Here is a 16,917-nt window from a genome sequence, read left to right as displayed (position 1 = left end):
ATCCTTGGATAGGATCCGAAAAGGATGATATCCATAGAAATCGCGTAGGTAATGACTCGAGAATGCTAGAAAGCATTTTTGCCCCAGTAGTCCATAACAAGTACATCCTCCAAAATCGGCCCTACTTTTTCCACCAAAGCCTTATGAGCTTCATGGGACAAATAGATATCCCGATCTTTTTCATTTTTGAAGCTTAGGACAAAACTATGGGTAAAACCTTGGCTATGGCCTTCCTTACTGATATTGTATCCCCCTTCAAAACCTATAATCTCGGGTATTTTGGTTTGCAGATCCTTAAAACCCGCGATGGCTTCATCAATCTGTCCTTCGGTCGCTTCTGCTTTATACTTTAGATTTACGATATGACGAAGAACCCTTCTAGGTGATTTGTCGCCATGGTTTTTCCAAAAATTGATTTTATAGCTAAAGAGTTTTTTTATGTCATTTTGTACGGAACCGGCCAAAAAGAAAAGATCTTCACCTATTTTTTGGGATGCCATTCCATAATAAATTGGATATCCCGTGTCCAATACCCCCAATGGTGAAAGCTTTCCGTCTTGGTCCAGATGGCAGATTTGAATGCTTTTATCGTCACGGGTCGCTACCGATACTATAGCTTGTTCCTCGTTCAATTGCAATAGCTCTATACGCGTCTGTCCCGAAAGCTTTGTTCGTTCATCATCGATCAACACAAAATGGGGTATTAGTTCGCCTTTGGGGCTTACCTTAAAAATACTTACCCCGTCACCATGGTACACAAAATCCTTTTTTTTGATAAAGCCGACCCTTTTGTAATACTTATGATGCCGGTGCCCTACAACAACATAAGGATTGCCTCCCAAAACAACACCGTCCACGGGATATGCTCCGGTCAAGTACCGATCCTTGGTATTGTCCGCGATGTTGTTAACATTCTCAAAATGCCCATTTTCAAAGACCCTGAAACTGCTAACGCCATTATCTTGAAATCCCCCGGTAAACAAAAAGGTGTCGCCATTGATTTTATGGGAGTACATCCCAATAATCCCATCGGTATGGATGGCTTCATTGTCCTTCATGGATTGCACATGAACAAGTTTTCCCGTATCCCTAATTTCAAAACAACTTAGCCCGGGAGTATCTTCCAGTCCACCGACAAAAAGGAAGGATTTTTTCTCCATATGGACTACCTTAAGGGTGATTACCGTACCCAAATAGGTTTGGTCCGTATCCTTTAACAGAAAGACCCTTTTGAGCCTACCATCATTTCCGATTCTAAAGACCTCCACGGCATTTCCTCCCTTATTGCCAACAAAGAGGTAGTCCGTGCCTTCTATATTATCGGCGACCAATCCCCGGGCAGGTCCATTTTTGTTATACAATTCAATGGTCTCCACCGCCGTAAGATCACCGTTGGAAGCCATATGCAAAACATCTATAAATCCACTATCGCCCCCGGCATACACAAAATGTTCACCATTTTTCCCATAAACGGTAGCGGTTACGGTATTTCCGTGTATCTCGGCCACATCTACTGGCTGCAAGGTGGCACTCCTATCATAATCCTCTGTTATCGTTTGCGAGAAACCGGGATGTATAGCAAGGAATATATAAAGTGAAACCCATAAAATTGTGGTCGTAAAGGCCTTTGAAAATAGTTGCTCCATCGGGGTTGTTTTTTTGGTACCGTATCTAAGTCTAAAATCAAAAGTAGGGGATAGAAGGGGCAAAAAAATTGAACAAGTTCAACTTTTGAAAAACTATGCCTTTTTTAAGACACTCCGCTTTATTTTGCTCAAAAATTCATGTGTGATTCCCAAATAACTGGAAATTTGCCTATCCGTTAACTTGGCTGCAATTTCGGGGTAGGTATCGGTAAAATGATGATAGCGTTCCTTGGCTGTTTGACAATGGTTTCGGATCAATCTTCTTTGCCATGCTATCAGGGCTTTTTGGCTCATGACCCTAAAAAGTTTCTCCACTATCGGCAATTGGTCATAGAGCAATTCCTTATCGGTTTTTTTTATCAAGAGTATCCGGCTATCTTCCAGGGCCTGAATGTTTAAATCGGAAGGGGTCTGATTCATAAAGCTATCTATATCCATGAGCCACCAGCCCCGTATCGCAAAGTACAATGTAATTTCATTGCCCTTTTTATCCAGGGTAAATATCCTGAAGCAACCTTCCAACACAAAACCCTCAAACTTATAAACCTTTCCTTGGGCAAGTAAAAAATCGCCCTTTTTAACTTTCCTTGGTTCAAAGTAACTGCAGATTTCATTAAGCTGTGAATCGGAAATCTCCACATCCCTTTTAATACTTTGTCTGAGCAAATCATTGGACATTTTACGGACTGATGCTATTTGGTCGTAAAAATAGGAATATTCCAGGTACGCAAATCTAATTCGGGATAATGAAAGGCTAAGAAACAGGCCAAATGTACTTTACCGAATATATCAGTTTTTGATAGGAATACTAGTGTTTTACTTGTGAATAATGCGTTTCTTTTACTATCGATTCTTTTCTGGTTAAGTAGAGTTAGTAACAAACTGTGGTTTATGCACGCATATTTATTTCCTGGTCAAGGCGCCCAGTTTCCAGGTATGGGAAAAGATTTGTTTGAAAAATCCAAATTGGCCCGAACGTATTTTAAAAGAGCCAATGCTATTTTGGGGTTTTCGATTACCGATGTAATGTTTGATGGATCCCCAAAAGATCTGAAACAAACCAAATATGCCCAACCTGCAATTTTTTTACATTCCTATATTCTCGTAAAGACCTTGGGTGAGGACTTTAAACCTCATATGGTCGCCGGACATTCCTTGGGCGAAATATCGGCTTTGGCCGCTTCCGGTGCAATAGAGTTTGAATCGGCCCTAAGACTTATCTCCAGGCGTGCCTCCGCCATGCAAAAAGTTTGTGAGATCGAAAATACGGGTATGGCCGTAGTGGTCGGATTGTATGACATTATTGTTAAGGATATCTGCAATCATGTAAATGGTGTGGTCGTACCGGCCAACTATAATGCGCTACATCAAGTTGTAATTTCAGGCGAAAAGAAAGCGTTAAAGGAAGCTTGTGATAAACTAAGGCCAGGTGCCAAGGGGGTGGTGGATTTACCGGTAAGCGGTGCATTTCATTCTCCCTTTATGGAACCCATAGTTGAAGAGTTCAGTGCGGCGATAGAGGAGACCGAATTCAAAACCCCCATGTGCCCTGTATATCAGAATATTGCGGGTCGCCCTACGGAAGATATAGCATGCATTAAAAGAAATTTAATCGACCAATTGACACATCCGGTCATGTGGAGGCATACCATTCTACATATGATAGAAGATGGAGCGACCGAGTTTACCGAAATCGGTCCGGGAAATTTTCTAAGGGGGCTCGTTCGCCAAATCGATAAAAATGTGGCTATTTGTGGGATATCGCAAGTGACCAAAGCAGTTTTCTGACTATTTTTACCGTAGTATAATTTTTCCGGGGGTTAGGCACCAAGTAAGTACAAACAGGTACTATAAAATCATACTTTGGCGCCTTTTACCTTTCAGGGTTGGTTGAATCTTTACCAAATTAAAAATCACATGAAGAGAATTTCTTTTTTAGCAACATTTCTATGGGGTATACTTGCCTGGACCGGCCTTGCCCAGGAACCGCGGGTATACCGGGCACCGGAATTTGATGTGGAGTGGAGCAAACCTTCCCGGTATCCGGATAGGATCGTGTTGAATCTTGGTGAAGACCCTGCGATTTCGGCCAGCGTAACCTGGCGTACCGTACCCGAAATCGAAACGGCCTTTGCCGAAATCGCTGTGGCTACCGGTGCCCCAAAGTTTTGGCGCAATGCGAATACCCTAAAAGCTGTCACCACTACCTTTGATGGGTCTAAAATACCGACCGCAGGCTTCATATCAAATTACCATTCGGCCACGTTTTCGGATTTACTTCCGGATACGGTGTATGCTTATCGCGTCGGTGATGGAAAACGATGGAGCGAATGGATACAGTTCAGGACTGCCAGTAGATCCACAACGGAACCTTTTTCGTTCCTCTATGTGGGGGATACCCAAAACTTCATCCTCGAACTTTGGTCAAGACTCATTAGGGAAGGCTATAAAAAAGCCCCCGACGCACGTTTTATTATCCATGCCGGAGATTTGGTGAATAATGCGCATCGCGAACAGGAGTGGCAGGAATGGTTCGATGCGGGCGGTTGGATACACAGTTCCCTTCCTTCCTTCCCCGTACCTGGGAACCACGAGTACAGACCTTTGGGCGAGGAGGGCGGAAAAAAAGGGATAAGGAGCCTTTCCGCACAATGGAATTACCAATTCACACTTCCGGAAAACGGTCCCGAGGGTTTGGAAGAGACCGTCTATTTTATGGATTATCAGGACACCCGTATCATAGGTCTCAACACCAACGTAGAGCATGAAAAGCAGGCCGTTTGGTTGGAGGAACTATTGTCTGGGACCACCCAGAAATGGAAAGTGGTCACCTTCCACCATCCGTTGTTCTCGGCCTCCTCCAATAGGGATAACACCGAGTTACGGGAACTCCTAAAACCAATTTTTGACAAATACCATGTGGATCTGGTCCTTCAAGGACACGACCACAGCTATGCCAGGGGCAGGGTCTCACCTGGGGAGAATACCTTGGATGGGGTCAATCTACGGGATCGAACAGGCACTGTCTATGTGGTATCCGTAAGTGGCGGAAAGATGTACGGGCTGCGTCCCAATGCTTGGGATGGCTGGGAAGCGGAACGGGATAGGGCTGCCGAAAACACCCAACTCTTCCAAGTAATCACCATTGAGGATAACAAACTGTCGTTCGAATCCTATACGGCCATTGGTGAGCTGTACGATGCCTTTGATTTGGTTAAAGGTGGGGAGGGGCCGAACCAATTTATTGAACGAAAACAGGAGGCCGTTGCCCCACGAAGGTTCAACAACACCATTCCCTATCAAGATCCATTACCGGATGCTATCAAAAATAGGTTACAAAAAAGATACCCTGGATTTGAGTTCGATGGTGTTGCCTATTCGAAGGAGAACGGTGTTTTTCAATACCAGGTCAAAATGGAGAAGGGAAATGAGGAGGTGGAGCTTCGCCTTGACGCGGACGGAACTGTTTTAGAGGAGATTCGAAAAAAGGATTGATCTTTTCATGTATACGGCCTAGGCCACAAATTCAATAGTAATTGGCTTATCCAGGTTCTTTACGAAATCGTTCCATGTGTCACTTTTTGCCCAACATGTACTATACTATTTTTTGCTGCGTTATACTTTTGTGTTGGAAAATAGCAACACATTAAGGCAAGCAAAAAATATCCCATTTAGGCTAAAGAATCTTAGCACATTCATTTTTTAGTAAAGATGACAGATTTAACATAACCAGTCGTTCCATGAAAAAAACGTTCCTCCTACTACTTTTTTCCATAATTTTCATTTCATGTTCTTCCGATAACGATGATCCAGATGTATCGGGAGGTGATCCATCCGGAGCAAAGGGAAAACACGCATTTAGTATTGATTTTAAGGACATAGCGCCGAATACATCGTTAAAGAAAAGCTCTAAGAGTCTTGTTCCCGCTTTCGCACTTATCAGTATTACTGACGATAATGGGAATACAATTCTTACCCAAGAAAAAATTACGGTACAAAAAGTAGGTGAAAAATACATAACGAATGAAATTACGTTAGACACGGGAACCTACAATCTTACAGAATTTATAGTTACCAATATGGATAACGCCGTCATTTCCGTAGTGCCGAAAACAAATTCAGCTTTATCGCCACTCGCCGAAAAAACACTTCCATTTAGCATTAAGGTGGAGCGGGACAAATCCAATATTACAACAACGGATAACATTGATGCCGAAGGTTTTAAGCCTGTCGATTTCGGTTACCCTTTGTTGAGTTTGACCTTTCCGAAGTCTACCGATTTCTTCAGCTTGACCATTGACGAATCTACATCGATTACTACCAAGACCATTGTCTTGAAATCAATTACAGCTTCAAGTTATGAAGTTGATTGGGGAGATGGTACCGTTGAAGAGTATTTGTCCACCAAAAGTGATACTGAGGAGGAAAATGAACTGATGCATACCTATTCCGAGGAAAATACCTATACCGTGAACATCAGTGGACCCATTGGGGTCGTTGAAGATTTTAGTTTTTATAGTAACAATGAGGAAGGAAACCCACTTCAAAGCAATATCGTTTCAGCCGATATAGGCGAATTGGCATTATTAAAAAAATGCCATATCTATTTGGGAAGGCTTTCAATGCTCGATACCTCAAAAAATTTGGCATTGGAAACCCTAACAGTAGGATACAACCAAATTATCGGCCTTGATCTTACCAACAACCCAAAATTGATTACCACCCAGTTGCGATACAATCAATTAACGGATCTTGATGTTTCTCAAAATTCAAATTTAGAACTTTTAAATGTTACGGGAAATCAAATTTCCGCTCTGGATATCTCTAATAATACCAGATTGGAGAAATTGTTTGTCCGAGAAAATAAGTTGAGCCATTTAAATGTATCCAACAATTTGGAGTTAGCCTGGTTAGATTTGAGTTATAATTCCTTGGCCAGTATAGATGTCTCCAACAATGTGAATTTAAGAGAGATAAGTGTAGGTGCCAATGAACTGACAAACATAGATCTTTCGAAGAACACCAACCTCGTACGTATTGATTTATATGAAAATCAAATCACTGCCATTGATCTTTCCTCGAATCTGATTTTGAAAGGTTTGTACATCAATGACAACTTATTGAGCAATATAGACTTGTCCAATAATCCGGAAGTAGAGCGCTTGTTTCTTGGGAATAATAATTTAAGCAGCCTGGACATCACGAATAATCCTAAAATCTTTAATCTCGGGATAAGGGGGAATCAATTTAGCGGTTCCCAATTGGATCAGATAATAACACATATCCACGAGCAGGCTGTGCTAAATTCAATTATGAACGGGTATATGGAGTTCAACAATAATCCAGGATTTGAGGAAATGGATCCGTCCACAACCGATAAGTTAAACGAACTGGAGGAAACATACGATTGGTTTTTCAACAATTATTAAGGCAAACCGGAACGCCCAAGCCATTTTGGTTTAATAGCATTTTGCCTCGATACCTTTAGTATAATTTTGCAAGCCGATTGGCTTCATGAGAACCAAAGTACCCCGTAGTTTTGAAATAAGATCAAGTTTGCTATATTTATAAAGACCTAATCCTAAACGGAGGTCTTAGTATACGGCTTTTAAAATCGCCAAGGGCTATCGCTTTGGTCGTTGTGTTACCGATATTCCGTTACATGCTGTGTAATTGGTCATAGCCTAAGTCCAGGTCATATGTTCCTATGTTATGAAGCAATTACGATTACCCATCTTTACGTCCAAAATAAAGTATTACAATCTGCGAATCGTACCTCCGGATCAGGTGCTGGAAAGTGTAACGGAACTAAAAAAGGAATTTGAACTTGCCTATGGGAAGCAACCGCTCTCCAGATCTAAACCCCATATTACCATAGCGAGCTTTAAAATGAATTCAAAATATCAGGATCTCCTTATACAGGTCTTTACCCAATTGTCGGAAAGAACGACCTTTGAATTACAAATAGACGGATTCGAAGTTTTTGAAAGTTCACGGACATTGTACCTCAAAGTCCCCAAGAATGAGGCCATTGCCGCAATACATGAAAATGTCCAATCCCTGTATGACCAACATCTTAAGGGAAAGCTAAGATCGTTCGTTATTTCGGATTACCCGCATATGACCATTTCCAAAGCTACTGGAAAGAAAATGCTCTATGAAAGTTTACTACATTTTCAGAAAGCGGGATATTCAAGGCAAATGGAGATAGATTACCTCACCCTGGTTTCACGGTCAAAATATAGAACATGGGATTGGCTGCACGAAGTTAAACTCTCTTAATCGTTTAAAATACTTCGCATATTATCATAATCGAGCATTTGTTTCAAAGTTTTAAAGGGGAGAGGCAAAAGCCTGCCTGCTGTTGGGCAAGTGTATGATATCATATAAAAACCCCAGAATTTCTAAGGTTTTTCTATAGATGCTTTTGGCTACTATTTTCTATATTTAAATACACCAAAGTATTGACTTCCTACGTTTTCCTTCCCCAAAACAGAATACCTGTTTATTGCTATGTGTATAGATTGCCATAACGGTAAGCATTTATAACAGTACCTAGCATAGTAGTGGATTTAGCAACGCGATAGTATCGTCCGTAATAAACCTTAAAACTGATATCATGTCCTCTGAAAAAAAAGAAAACCTGTTCAAAACCAGTATTGCCCCGGAATTTGATGCTTTAACGAAAACATTCGTCCAAAGTGTACATAAGCACGCTTCAAATGAGCTTGGCTTACGGCACGAACTTTTTGCAGATCGACCGATTTCTACGGAAAAATTGCAAGCCTTGACCAAAAGGGCCGTAAGAGCGGCCCTTCCAGAGCTTATGGATGTTAAACTTATCAAGGGCTTTTTAAAAAAGCTAAATGGTGCCATCCCCTGTAATTCTTCCGAATTTCAAAGAAGGTTGGCAAATTCCCCCGTACGGGCACCCGAGGAGGATATGGTATTCTTATTGTTATATGGAGTAAAACATGGGCTTAAGAATCGAGACTTCAATGCCATACCCATCCGAGCCATTGGTTTCAATTTTAATTCTGATCCTACATTGGAAACCACCAAATTGACAGGTTTTAACATGATTATGCCTATTGAGGCCGAGCGTGCCTATTTATTTTCCAGTGGTGCTTCACAACGCATCGGTGATTCCCACCTTCAACGTGTGGTCGATACCGGGGAAACACTACAACAGGGAGCGGGGCTCGCACACGAAGCCATTGAACTGCTTAAGGAACTCTTCGCCTGTTTTAAGGATTTGTTCAAGACGATAAGGGAAGCTCTTTTTGGAGGGGATAAGGATGATATTGAAGAAGCCATCGATGATGTTAAGGACGCCATGGACGATTTAAAGGACGATATTGAGGATCTGAATGAGGATATCGAAGATTTGGATGAGGATATTGAGGAAGAGGAGGACGATGAGGACAAGGCTGAGCTTAGGGAAGAACGTAGCGAAAAACGGAGAGAACGTCGTGTTAAAAAAAGAGCCCTGGATAAACTAGAGGAGGCTCTGGAAAACTTGGAGGATGCACAACGTGCCCTAGAGGATTAGGGGCCGTATTATCTGATTTTTTGACATACAGAGACTTTCGGTAAGGGGTGTCCTCAACAATTTTAGCTTTCTCTGGCTCAGTGTATGAACTACCTAAGCTAAAGACAGTAACACACTTTTAACCAATCAATGCATCGACCACTCTTTTTGCAGAACGTACAGCGGTGTGTACACTGCTCCAATCCTCGCCCGTAGTATAGGCATCACCGGCAAAAAACAATTGGTTGCCCACCGACTCGCCAAGGGTACGAACTCTTCGCCAATCTTCATGGTCAACAACATATGCCCCATTGGCAAAAGGAGCTTCATTCCAGTTTTGGAAAAGGTGTTTCACATAGTTGGCCGATGCCTTACCATCAAATAGGTCATCCAGCTCTGTTAGCATATAGTCAATCAATTCTGTGTTGGATAAATTTACATAGGGTAAGGTTCCCGTACCAACGGCAAATAGCCCCAATATGTTCTTGGTTGTATTTTGACCATACGCAGCGTCATAATACAATTTCTGCCCATCGGTTTCCGGGGTGATATCGAAGCCGATAAATGTGGGATAAAACCTTTCAGAGAATTCAATAAAGGCCTTACAACCATCCCATACCCTTACTTTATTGATGGCATTCTGCTTGTCCGAAGGTAATTCAGGGATAAAGGTAATCGCTCCGTTTTGTAACATTTTCACTGGAACGGTTACGATAACCCTATTCGCGGAAAATTCCCCATTAGTAGTTTTGATCACTACTTGTTCACCCGAATAGTCAATGGAATTCACTATTTGATTATACGATATCTTGTCCGTTACAAATGGGGTGACGTATTGTTCAAAAAAATCAAACCAAGTGGCATTGACAAATTTTTGGTCAATGGTAAAGCCGATATCTGCAACGCTGACTCGCCTACCTTCGAAAAGGCCAAAATCCACATTAGGATCGTAGGGCGTAGTGTTGACATCTACTTTTATGGAGGGGTCATTGACAATCTCATCAAAAACATCCCTTTCCACATGTAACCATTCCGCCCCCAAGGGAATGGGGAAGTCTGCAAAATCAGTAGTCCGTATCATTCGGCCGCCGTAGTGGGATGTCGCTTCCAAAATTTGGACGTTTATGCCTTTTTGGTTCAATAAATAAGCAGCGGAGAGTCCTGCCGCGCCGGCACCGATAATGATGACATTATCTGATGCCCTAAGAATCGGATCCTCTTTAGTACAGGAACCAAAAGCAGCCTGTATTGGCAGACCCACACCCAAGATTCCGCAGATTTGAACAAATTCTTTTCTGGTCATATTGATAAATTTCTATAAGCTATTAAAATCATTCAAAGTGGTAACTACATAATCATACAACGGGGTATAATGGTCTTCTTCGGCGTATTCATAAAGCGTTGAATTGGCCCCAACAGATTGAAATTGTGCATGGGCATTTATTGAATTGTAGTGCGGCACTATGGCATCTGCAGTTCCGGAATGAAAAAACAAACTTCCAACAGGCGCCCAATCCTCTAGTAAGGAGTTTTCCTGTATCGCTTCAATAAATGCAGTATTGTTCCCGTTGTTGAAATTTTGAATAAATGTAGCCTCAAAAACTTCATTGGGTATATTGGAAGGTACATACAAGGCATCCATCTGATTGGCTACCGCATAGCTCCAAATATCTTGATTAGATTGGTTTGAAGAGGCCATGAATTTGTTTAGGGCATACGTGCTCCAACTATAAATAGAGAGGTTGTCCCAAGCTTGGGCGTTGTTTTCCAAAATATCTGAAAAAAAAGCGGAATAATCATAAGGACCCGCGAATAACGAACTCCCCTTTACGGTAAACTCCCCTGGGTAATTTAGCTGTAAATACTTATGTGTGGCCAGGCCTGCACCCCCTCCTTCAGACCAACCCGTCAAAAAAACGGCATTGGAGAAGCCAATGGAAAGCTCATTCAACAAATTTTTGGCAGCTCGAATCATATCCACGGACACTTCCGCTAGTTCATGGTGCACAGTATACGGGTGTTCTAAATGGGAGGTTTCCCCATAACCGGCGTAATCCGGTAGGGAGACCACATAACCGTTCGATGCCATTACCGCACCAATAAAACTGGTTTCCACATTATTTTCGGTAATACCTCCCCTATAGTTTGAAGGTACTTCACCCTCAGATCCAGATTCAGGTATGATCGTGCCATGATGATGCTGAATGAGCGGTAAAGCAGTTGCTGTGTTTTGGGGAATCATCACCAAACCGGATACCTGGGTTGGTTCTCCATTATAAAGCGAATTATAGATTACTCGATAAAACGTTACATCGTTTGTAGTAAAAGTAGATACATCACCGATAGTCCTACCATTAGAGGCAATTTTATTTGCAGCTAAGCTTCCTGTTTGTTGATATGAAATGAGTGCCCCTCTTTCCGTTGAAGCGGGATCGACAACAACTACAGGCACAGAATCGCCTTTTGAACAGGCATTAAGAGCGGTTATCGACCCTAAAATCAGTAGGGCTATTAACTTGTTTTTAAAGTATGATGTTTTCATTTTTAAAAATTCGAAATCTATATTTCTGCTAGATTCCCAACAAAAATCATGGTTTCAAGTGTTGTGATGGTGCGAAAAGGCCCAAACTGTGGAAAGTCGGACAAACTTAAACGGACTTAAGCATGCCGTCGCTTAAAGGCAGAAGGGGTTTCATTGGTAAATTTCTTAAATACCGCATTAAAGGTAGATTTTGAGTTGAATCCGCATTCCAGGGCAACCCCCATTATGGTGTAGTTTTTATAATCCGTATCCACCAATTTTTCCTTTACGGATGCTATCCTATGGAAGTTAATGAATTCAAAAAAGTTCTTTTGTTCTTTTTCCTTGATGATTTGTGAAAGGTAACCGCTACTGATCTGAAGTCGTTCCGAAAGCTTATCCAGGGTTAGGTTGACATCCTCGTAGACTTTTTCATCCTGAAGCAGTGCTATCAATTGGTTATAATAAGCATTCGTGTTGTCCGAGAGTTTACTTGAAATGGATACCGCCCCGCCTTTGTTGTTTTTTAAGGGAGCGATTTCAAACCAATTGTATTGCAATATCAGGAAATAACCGATAGCAAATAGAAGTATCACGAAGCTAATTACAACAATGGCAAATGTGGATTCGGAAGCATCATAATAGCCGAATACATATTGTAAAAAGCTAATGACACCCAAAATCATTCCCAGAAGCACCAAAGTTAAAAATACCTGTAGCCATCTAAGGCTTTTTCTAGCTGTGGTGGAGTAGTTGTCATAAAGAAATTTTTGGTATTGATTGACTTTGCGCAAGGCCAGGGGCAAAAATACCATAGCCGCAAAGACACTCAAAAACCACCCCAAAATGATGATATAGTCTTCCGCAATGGCAATATGATCCGGATCCTTCAAAAATAAATTAACAGGAATGTATACCATCTCCAATAACAGTTCCAAGGCAATGGCCCATAAGCCCAATTTCTCAAATTTGGTAAGTCGATGTTCAGGTTGAACCAGAAACAAGACGAAATAGAAGATTCCGACCGGAATGGTCGTTCGGATATAAAGGGGTAAATATTGAATCCAGACGGGTATTTTATCTTCCAGGTCCAACCAATAGACAAATTCGTAAGCTAAAATGACACAAATGCCCAATAGGGCCATAGCCAAATACTTGTTAGATTTAGAGTTCAGGTTTTTATTGCACAACAATATCAATGCCAACAATACGCCATGTAGTGTGGACATCAAAATGAGCCCGGAAAAAAAACCGATACCTAAATAGTCCCGAAAATCCATCTTTTCAACTTTTATTGTTTATCAACAAAAGCGGATAGACATGGATAAAATCATCATGATATGTATCGATGCTCGTATTCAATCTTTTAAGCAATTGTGAATCCAATATAATCAAAATCAGGGGAGTCTTTGAAGAGCGGCAATTAAACATAAGGTAATGAAACCGAGGTACGGGATTTATGGAGTACCATTTACAAGTAAAAATAGCGCTAGTAAATACGTATGTAGTGAGCATCGGCCTGTTCCAAGCAGAGTTGAAGGCTAGGGTAGGCAAAAATTGATCTGGGATTTGCACGCCTCAGAGCCCCATAAACAGTTCGATTGTTTGGATAGCCTATCTTTCAAATAGTCGAAAAGCAAATAAACTCGCAAAAAGAATTTTAATAAACGAAGCCGGTAATCCATTTAATTGAAACTGGACCGACCTAAAACGCTTCTAGAAACAACTGTTGTAAACTCGCCCAGGATTTCCCGTCCGCATCTGCATCATATGCCAACGGTAAATTGAATTTCTCGCCATTCGCATCGGCTTCCTTGCTAGTGAAACTATGTTTCACACCTGGATAGGATAAATAGGTATAATCGGCATTGATGGAGTCCAGTGCACTTTTAAATGCTGTCACGGATTCAGGGTCTATAAATGGGTCATCCGCTCCATTGCAAACCAAAACCTTGGCCTTAAGCTTATCGTTAGGCATTACGGGAAGTTGAACCCCGCTATGGAAGGCGGCAACTGCATCTAAATCTGCCCCGGAATTGGCCATGGTCAAGACAACACTACCCCCAAAACAATAACCTATGGCGCCAATCTTTTCCCCATCCACGGAAGCATGGGATTTTAATAGATCCATGGCCGCATTAAAACGGGCCGTGGCTTCGGGTAGATTGGTCATAACACTCATCGCAAACTTTCCCGCATCATCGGGATGATCGGCCAGTTTCCCATCACCATACATATCAACGGCCAGTGCAGTGTACCCAAGTTCGGCCAACATATCCGCACGTTGGCGCACATAATCATTATGCCCCCACCATTCGTGGACAATTAATACACCTGGCCGCTTTTCCTTACTATTCATGTCATGAGCAATATACCCCTTTAGGTTAGTTGAATCGGTAGCATAAGCCACCTCCTCGCCTTGAACCTTTATGGGAAGTTCTTCGGAAATTTTCTTGGACTCCGTTTTGGATTTGCAGGATCCAAGGACTACCAGACCAACAACAAGAAAAAGGTTTATAAAATTTTTCATTTTTACGTCATTTAAGTACGTTTAAAGATAATCAATCAAATATTGAAATTCCGATTAAAGGTATTGGAATATTGTACCGATTGGTTACCTTCTGAAATTTCTTTTCAAATCTTCCTTAAAAAGGTAATGAAACCGAGGTATAAGGTTCACGAGCGCCTATTGATACATAAAATAGCGAGAGTAAACATTTATTATGCGACCTAGCCCATGTAGTTATAGGGAGGAGGGGAGATCAAAGGGTGTGGAATGGAAAAACAAAATCATCCAAGACATTTTAAATCCACTTCGCTTTTAGATCTTTGTATTTCGTTCTTCCGATAGGAATACGTAGCCCATTTCGTAGCTCAGCCATATATTTGCTTCCTGAGGCCACACTGATGTTTGTAATCTCGGACATCTTTACCAAATACGATTTGTGGATGCGCTCAAAAGAATACGATAACAGCTGTTCCAACTTTTCGAGTGACTTATCATGTAGTTCTTTAGTCCCATCTGCCAAGAATAGTTTGGTATAGGCGCCGGCTCCTTTGATGTAAATCAGATCTTCAACAGGTACCAGTTGTATCCCGCCTCTTTTTTTTACAGCTAGAAACTTAATCGTGTTCGTTGCTGTTTTTTCATTAGTATGTATCCGCTTAAAAGCCTGCGCCAACCTATCCTGGTTAAAAGGTTTGGGAACAAAATCCAAAACCCCATATTCAAAAGCGGTAATCGCCTGATCTTTATAGGCGGAAATAATGATGGTATGAAACGATTCGGAAACTGCAGTGGTAAGCAGGTCAAAACCACTGCTGCCATTAAGGTTCAGATCCAAAAGAACAAGGTCTAATTCATTATTCCCGATAAACTTCATGGCCTCCTGAAGCGTGTTGATATGCTTTATCGATTGCAAGCGATCCCCGAAAATAGCACGGGTCATCCGTTCGATTCTTTTGGCAATTCTTGATTCATCTTCAACAATTAGAATATTCATCTCCCTAAACGTAAATTTTTATGGTATTTTTCCAACCATGATGTACCGGTTCTGAGTTGAGTTCCCATTGCTCATGATAGCTCTCCGTAAGTCGGGCTTTGATATACCGCAGTCCCGTACCTTCTTTTCTTGTATTCGCTTCATGCCTTACCGGAGCGGCAAAGGTTAAAAAGGTATAACACTTATGATCGCTGGTCGCTTCAAAGATCAGTTTAAATTGAATACGGTTACCTTCCAGGGGCATGCTATGCGTAATTCCATTTTCCAATAAGGTATGCAAAATTCCAGGAGGTATTTTTTGTCCGGGGTCTATGCCTTCATCTTCCCAGGTATAGTTTACTTCTTTCCGATACGCCATAATATCCAAATGTGCCTTGCAAAGTTCGATTTCCTGGGTAATTGGTATTAAGGTTTCGTTTTCAATCTGATTCAAAAGATCGAATTCCTTGGCCAGGGCTTCTATGAACAAAACGCCTTTCTTAGGGGACTCTTCAATCCAATCGATTAGGGAAGTGAGCGTATTCATCAGAAAATGGGGTTGAATATTCTTTTTTAATAACTCCAGTCGAAGGCGGGTAGATTGCACCAGGGAATTTTCATAGGCCAGACGCTGTTCTTTGATCCGAATTGACAGCAGATACAGCATGTTGAGCAGAATAAGGCCGAAACCTGTAAAAAGGCTAAGGTTAAAGGAAACAGTATACCCAATGAATACGCAAAGGAGAAGCGTAAGTAAAACTAACAGCGCGCCTTTAGCTTTTTTACATACACCATAAACCGCGATACCAAAAGAAAATATCCATAGGCAAATCACCATCGTTAAGATCGTTAAATCAAAGAAATGGTGTTCAATAAAGAAAATATATAATAGCACCCCGGTATAGATCCCTACAAACATTTTCCATTTGGGGTAGGGGAATTGCAGGGAGAAATAGAGCGGAATCAAAAAAGAAATCCCGAACATCAGGCTGGTGATCACTTGTAAGCGTATCACATGTAGACTATAATGGATGGGGAGTGTTGTTCGCACAAAGTGGGTCATTGTTAAGCAAAAGAAGAGGAAACAACTGATGCTAAAAATTAGCATGGGGTACTCTTTTTTATTACCTAGGAATAGAAAAAGGAAATAGATGGAAGCAATTAGAAAAGCCCCGGCAAACACGTGCATATAGGAGTTTTGAATGAGGCGCTCGGTGAGCAGATCATTGTAATAATCTATTTTCAGGTCGTAAATGTCTACATGATCCGGAAAATAATAATTGCTCAGGCGCATGGCGATGAGATGTTCTCCTTTGTGGGTCAGATGGGTGGGAATGCTAAAGGTAGTCCACAATTCTCCTTCAGGCGGCAGCTCTGCTTCCTGACCCGGGTTTCCATTTTTACCGATCAAGACCCCATCCCAAAAAATCTCATACTCGCCATAGACCTCCAACCGAAGACCGTATGGTTGGAAAGATTCCGGGGCCTTTAGGATATCAATCTTGGTTCTTGACCAGAAGATTTGACCATTGGGCACGAATTCCAGATCTTTTTGCCAATGCTGATCTTTCAGGTCTTTGGCTGCCCATTCTTGTTGATCCCCGATCCGGAATGTCGTCCCATATTCCTTGAACACCGGACTTTGGGAAAAAGAAACCAGTGGCAGTACTACCAATAGAAGACCAAACAAAACTCTCCAACACATTCCAAGTGGGTTTTACTGATCTAAGATATCCA

At 41.6% G+C, this 16,917-nt stretch carries 13 protein-coding genes; 5 read left to right on the top strand and 8 right to left on the bottom strand.

Annotated elements, in window-relative coordinates; all coding sequences use genetic code 11:
- Positions 1 to 65 precede the first annotated feature (65 nt).
- Entirely contained in the window at positions 66 to 1,646 is a 1,581-nt protein-coding gene (locus ACO06Y_RS16790; protein WP_422080162.1) for a Dabb family protein, read from the bottom strand.
- Positions 1,647 to 1,739: 93 nt separating this feature from the next.
- Complete coding sequence (locus ACO06Y_RS16785; protein ID WP_422080160.1) at positions 1,740 to 2,312, bottom strand: Crp/Fnr family transcriptional regulator; 573 nt, start codon at positions 2,310 to 2,312, stop codon at positions 1,740 to 1,742.
- Between the two features lie 225 nt (positions 2,313 to 2,537).
- On the opposite strand from ACO06Y_RS16785, the gene fabD reads away from it, so the two are divergent.
- The 5 genes from fabD to ACO06Y_RS16760 all read left to right on the top strand — a co-directional run bounded on the left by fabD (position 2,538) and on the right by ACO06Y_RS16760 (position 9,198).
- Positions 2,538 to 3,434, top strand: a complete 897-nt coding sequence (gene fabD / locus ACO06Y_RS16780) for an ACP S-malonyltransferase (RefSeq protein ID WP_422080159.1) — start codon at positions 2,538 to 2,540, stop codon at positions 3,432 to 3,434.
- A 129-nt stretch (positions 3,435 to 3,563) separates the two neighbouring features.
- Positions 3,564 to 5,141 (top strand): metallophosphoesterase, encoded by a 1,578-nt coding sequence (locus ACO06Y_RS16775; RefSeq protein WP_422080158.1) that lies wholly within the window; start codon positions 3,564 to 3,566, stop codon positions 5,139 to 5,141.
- A gap of 245 nt (positions 5,142 to 5,386) precedes the next feature.
- Positions 5,387 to 7,075, top strand: a complete 1,689-nt coding sequence (locus ACO06Y_RS16770; RefSeq protein ID WP_422080157.1) for a leucine-rich repeat domain-containing protein — start codon at positions 5,387 to 5,389, stop codon at positions 7,073 to 7,075.
- A gap of 283 nt (positions 7,076 to 7,358) precedes the next feature.
- Positions 7,359 to 7,928, top strand: a complete 570-nt coding sequence (locus ACO06Y_RS16765) for a 2'-5' RNA ligase family protein (RefSeq protein WP_422080156.1) — start codon at positions 7,359 to 7,361, stop codon at positions 7,926 to 7,928.
- Positions 7,929 to 8,265: 337 nt separating this feature from the next.
- A complete protein-coding gene (locus ACO06Y_RS16760; protein ID WP_422080155.1) occupies positions 8,266 to 9,198 on the top strand; it encodes a hypothetical protein in 933 nt (310 codons plus the stop codon).
- A 118-nt stretch (positions 9,199 to 9,316) separates the two neighbouring features.
- Here ACO06Y_RS16760 and ACO06Y_RS16755 read toward each other — a convergent pair whose 3' ends face one another.
- The 6 genes from ACO06Y_RS16755 to ACO06Y_RS16730 form a co-directional block, all read right to left on the bottom strand.
- On the bottom strand, positions 9,317 to 10,480 hold the full coding sequence (locus tag ACO06Y_RS16755) for a flavin monoamine oxidase family protein (protein WP_422080154.1): 1,164 nt from the start codon (positions 10,478 to 10,480) through the stop codon (positions 9,317 to 9,319).
- 12 nt (positions 10,481 to 10,492) lie between these two features.
- Positions 10,493 to 11,719, bottom strand: coding sequence for an alpha/beta hydrolase family protein (locus ACO06Y_RS16750; RefSeq protein ID WP_422080153.1), 1,227 nt, complete (start codon positions 11,717 to 11,719; stop codon positions 10,493 to 10,495).
- A gap of 116 nt (positions 11,720 to 11,835) precedes the next feature.
- Entirely contained in the window at positions 11,836 to 12,978 is a 1,143-nt protein-coding gene (locus ACO06Y_RS16745) for a helix-turn-helix domain-containing protein (RefSeq protein ID WP_422080152.1), read from the bottom strand.
- A 425-nt stretch (positions 12,979 to 13,403) separates the two neighbouring features.
- The gene (locus ACO06Y_RS16740) at positions 13,404 to 14,228 is read right to left on the bottom strand and encodes a dienelactone hydrolase family protein (protein ID WP_422080150.1); all 825 of its coding nucleotides are present in this window, start codon (positions 14,226 to 14,228) and stop codon (positions 13,404 to 13,406) included.
- 274 nt (positions 14,229 to 14,502) lie between these two features.
- The gene (locus ACO06Y_RS16735) at positions 14,503 to 15,201 is read right to left on the bottom strand and encodes a LytR/AlgR family response regulator transcription factor (RefSeq protein WP_422080149.1); all 699 of its coding nucleotides are present in this window, start codon (positions 15,199 to 15,201) and stop codon (positions 14,503 to 14,505) included.
- A gap of 4 nt (positions 15,202 to 15,205) precedes the next feature.
- Positions 15,206 to 16,885 (bottom strand): histidine kinase, encoded by a 1,680-nt coding sequence (locus ACO06Y_RS16730; RefSeq protein ID WP_422080148.1) that lies wholly within the window; start codon positions 16,883 to 16,885, stop codon positions 15,206 to 15,208.
- Positions 16,886 to 16,917 lie beyond the last annotated feature (32 nt).

The organism is Ulvibacterium sp., assembly GCF_965228935.1.
In the GTDB taxonomy this organism is placed as follows: domain Bacteria; phylum Bacteroidota; class Bacteroidia; order Flavobacteriales; family Flavobacteriaceae; genus Ulvibacterium.
Note: the sequence above shows the minus strand (reverse complement) of the source record. Positions and strands in the feature narration are given on the sequence as shown.